This is a genomic window from Flavobacterium sp. (assembly GCF_017985075.1).
Classification (GTDB): Bacteria; Bacteroidota; Bacteroidia; order Flavobacteriales; family Flavobacteriaceae; genus Flavobacterium.
In genome coordinates this window covers 1-3146 of record NZ_JAGNYF010000108.1, presented here as the reverse complement: position 1 = coordinate 3146, position 3146 = coordinate 1, and the positions used below count along the sequence as shown (strand labels likewise).

General features: G+C 31.6%; 4 protein-coding genes. 2 read left to right on the top strand and 2 right to left on the bottom strand.

Annotated elements, in window-relative coordinates:
* Both KA468_RS11005 and KA468_RS11000 read right to left on the bottom strand, forming a co-directional pair.
* Positions 1 to 866, bottom strand: an 866-nt coding sequence (locus KA468_RS11005) for an insulinase family protein (RefSeq protein ID WP_291242978.1), incomplete at its 3' end; no start/stop codon positions are given.
* Positions 867 to 873: 7 nt separating this feature from the next.
* Positions 874 to 2199: a pitrilysin family protein gene (locus KA468_RS11000; protein WP_291242977.1), complete on the bottom strand. Its 1326-nt coding sequence runs from the start codon at positions 2197 to 2199 to the stop codon at positions 874 to 876.
* 181 nt (positions 2200 to 2380) lie between these two features.
* Between KA468_RS11000 and rplU the strand changes: the two genes are divergently transcribed.
* Complete coding sequence (rplU, locus tag KA468_RS10995; RefSeq protein ID WP_291242976.1) at positions 2381 to 2833, top strand: 50S ribosomal protein L21; 453 nt, start codon at positions 2381 to 2383, stop codon at positions 2831 to 2833.
* Positions 2834 to 2851: 18 nt separating this feature from the next.
* Complete coding sequence (rpmA, locus tag KA468_RS10990; protein WP_291242975.1) at positions 2852 to 3112, top strand: 50S ribosomal protein L27; 261 nt, start codon at positions 2852 to 2854, stop codon at positions 3110 to 3112.
* Positions 3113 to 3146: the final 34 nt, after the last annotated feature.

Here is a 3146-nt window from a genome sequence, read left to right as displayed (position 1 = left end):
TAATCTTTATCCGTCATTTTTAATTTTGATAAATTGATCATTGCAATTTCAGATTGAACTGCATTAGGAACATCTACAAAATTAATTTGAGAATATTGTAAATCCGTTGGATCATTATAGGTCAAATTAGGCGCTGTAGCTGTTTTCCATACATCTGCTCCAAATAATTGCTCCACTTTTTTCTTAACATCTTTAGTTTTTACGTCACCAATTACTACTAAATAGGCGTTAGCTGGCACAAAATACGTGTTGTAATGATTGATTACATCTTGTAATGTTACATTTTTTAAGGTTTCTTCAGAAGTAAATTCACCATTATAATGTTCTTTTCCGTATGTTAAAACATTTTGAACACGACCTGCAATTGCAGAAGCGCTTTTTTCGTCAGATTTTAATCCTTCTATTAATTTTGCTCTTTCAGCATCAAAATCTTCTTGTGTAAACAATGGATTTAATGCACCATCAGCCAATAATTCTAAAATTCTAGCCGAATATCTTGATAAACCATTTGCAGAAGCACCTGATTCGTAAAAATTAATATTAGCTCCTAAAAAGTCAATTTCTTCGTTAAATTTATCTTTAGAAATAGATTCTGTAGCATTTCCAATCATCGAACTTACTAAATCTGTAACGCCTTTTTTACTTCCTTCAGCAAAAGGTGTATTGTCTAAAGTTAAGTTATAAGAAACTCTTGGTAATTTATTGTTTTCCACCACTAATACTTTTAAACCATTTTCTAACACGAATGTTACTGGCTTTTTAATATTAATTGATGGAGCTGGGCCTTGTTTAGGCATTGGTCTGTCTTGTGCTTGCATAGTTATTGTTAGTAATAAACTGGCTGCGATATATAAATACTTTTTCATGGTACGATTATTTAGCGGTTTTTTCTTTTGCAGGACCATAGTTTAAAATCAAACGTTGGTTTGGATTTAAATATTTTTTTGCAACTTCTTTAATATCTTCTCTTGTAATAGAACGGTAAATTTCAATTTCAGTGTTTACTAAATTAATATCACCATATAATAAATAGTATGAAGCTAAATTTTCTGCAATACCTTCTACAGTTGCATTTGAACTAACATAATTGTTTTCAAATTTATTTTGAAGTTTTTGAAAATCGTTTTCAGAAATTAAATTAGTTTGCATATTTACAATTTCTTCATCAATTTCTTTTAATAAACTTTCTGAAGAAACATCACCTAACGGCAAACTGTAAATAATATATTGTCCGTAATCTTCTTGAGAATTACTAAACGCTCCAACTTGAAGTGCGACTTTCTTCTCATCTACCATTTTTTTGTATAATTTAGAACTTTTACCATCCGATAAATAAGTAGAAATCATATCTAAAACACGCGCATCTTTCGTTTTCATTGAAGGTGTTCTGTACGCTGCTAAAGTCATTGGTAATTGAACGTTTGGATCTTCCCAAGTAGCGTTAATAGTTGTAGTAATTGGCGCTTCTTCAAATTTTTGTCTTGCAACAGGTGCACCTTTTGGAATAGCTCCAAAATATTTTTTAATCCAATCTTTCGCTTGTGTAGCATCAAACTGACCTGCAACTACTAAAACTGCGTTGTTTGGCACATAAAACTTTTTATTAAACGCTTGAAATTCTTCTAAAGTAGCCGAATCCAAATGTTCCATTTCACCAATTGTCGTCCATCTGTAAGGATGATTTTTAAATAAATTTTGTTTAATCGCTTTAAAAATATTTCCGTAAGGTTGATTGTCAATTCGTAAACGTTTTTCTTCCTTTACTACTTCATTTTGGGTATCAACACCAATTTGATTAATTACAGGATGCATTAATCTTTCCGATTCCATCCAAATGGCTAACTCTAAATTATTAGATGGAAAAACTTCATAATAGTAGGTTCTATCATCAGATGTATTGGCATTATTTTGTCCACCATTTGCAGTAACAATTTTAAACCATTCTCCTCTTTCGATGTTTTTGGTTCCTTCAAACAACAAATGTTCAAAAAAGTGCGCAAAACCCGTACGATTTGGTTGTTCATCCTTTGCACCTACGTGATACATTACAGATGTAATAATAACTGGTGCCGAATTATCTTGATGAAGAACCACGTGTAAACCGTTATCTAAATCAAATTCTTCAAACGCTACTTTTTGAGCATTTGCGGTGCTTCCTAACATTGCTATTGTTCCTAAAGCCATTAAAGTTTTTTTCATAATTAATCTTATAATAATAAATGATAAATATTGGTAGCCGAAAGATAGAAAATGTTACATAGAAAATGAAAAATATTTCAAATTATATTATTATTCGTATAAAAAAGAAAACTAATGTTGCAGGTTTAATAAATAGTTATATATTTGCAAACTGAAAAAATAATAATTTAAACACATTGTTATGTACGCAATCGTAGAGATAGCAGGGCAACAATTTAAAGTAAGCAAAGACCAAAGGTTATTTGTTCACCGTTTAGCAAATGATGTAGACGCAAAAGTTTCTTTTGACAAAGTCTTATTAATTGACAACGGCGGAGCATTAACACTAGGCGCCCCAGCTATAGAAGGAGCTTCTGTTGAAGCCAAAGTATTAAAACACCTTAAAGGTGATAAAGTAATTGTCTTCAAAAAGAAAAGAAGAAAAGGTTACAAAAAGAAAAACGGTCACAGACAATCATTTACTCAAATTATCATTGAGAACATCGTTGCATCTGGAACTGGTAAAAAAGAAGCGGCTCCTAAAAAAGAAGCAGCTCCAAAAGCAACAAAGAAAGCTGATGTTGAAGTAGAAACGGCTACTGAAGAAGTAAAGCCTAAAGCTACAAGAGCAAAAAAACCAAAAACTGAAGAATAACATTTAAAATATAACGTCATGGCTCATAAAAAAGGTGTCGGTAGTTCGAAGAATGGTAGAGAATCAGAATCAAAACGTTTAGGCGTTAAGATTTATGGTGGTCAAGCTGCTATTGCAGGAAATATCATTGTTAGACAAAGAGGTTCAAAACACAACCCAGGTGAAAATGTTTACATGGGGAAAGACCATACTTTACATGCTAAAGTAGATGGAGTTGTAAAATTCCAGAAAAAAGGTGAGAACAAATCTTGGGTTTCTATACTTCCATTCGAAGCATAATAAACCAAATACAAATATAAAATCCCAAATACCT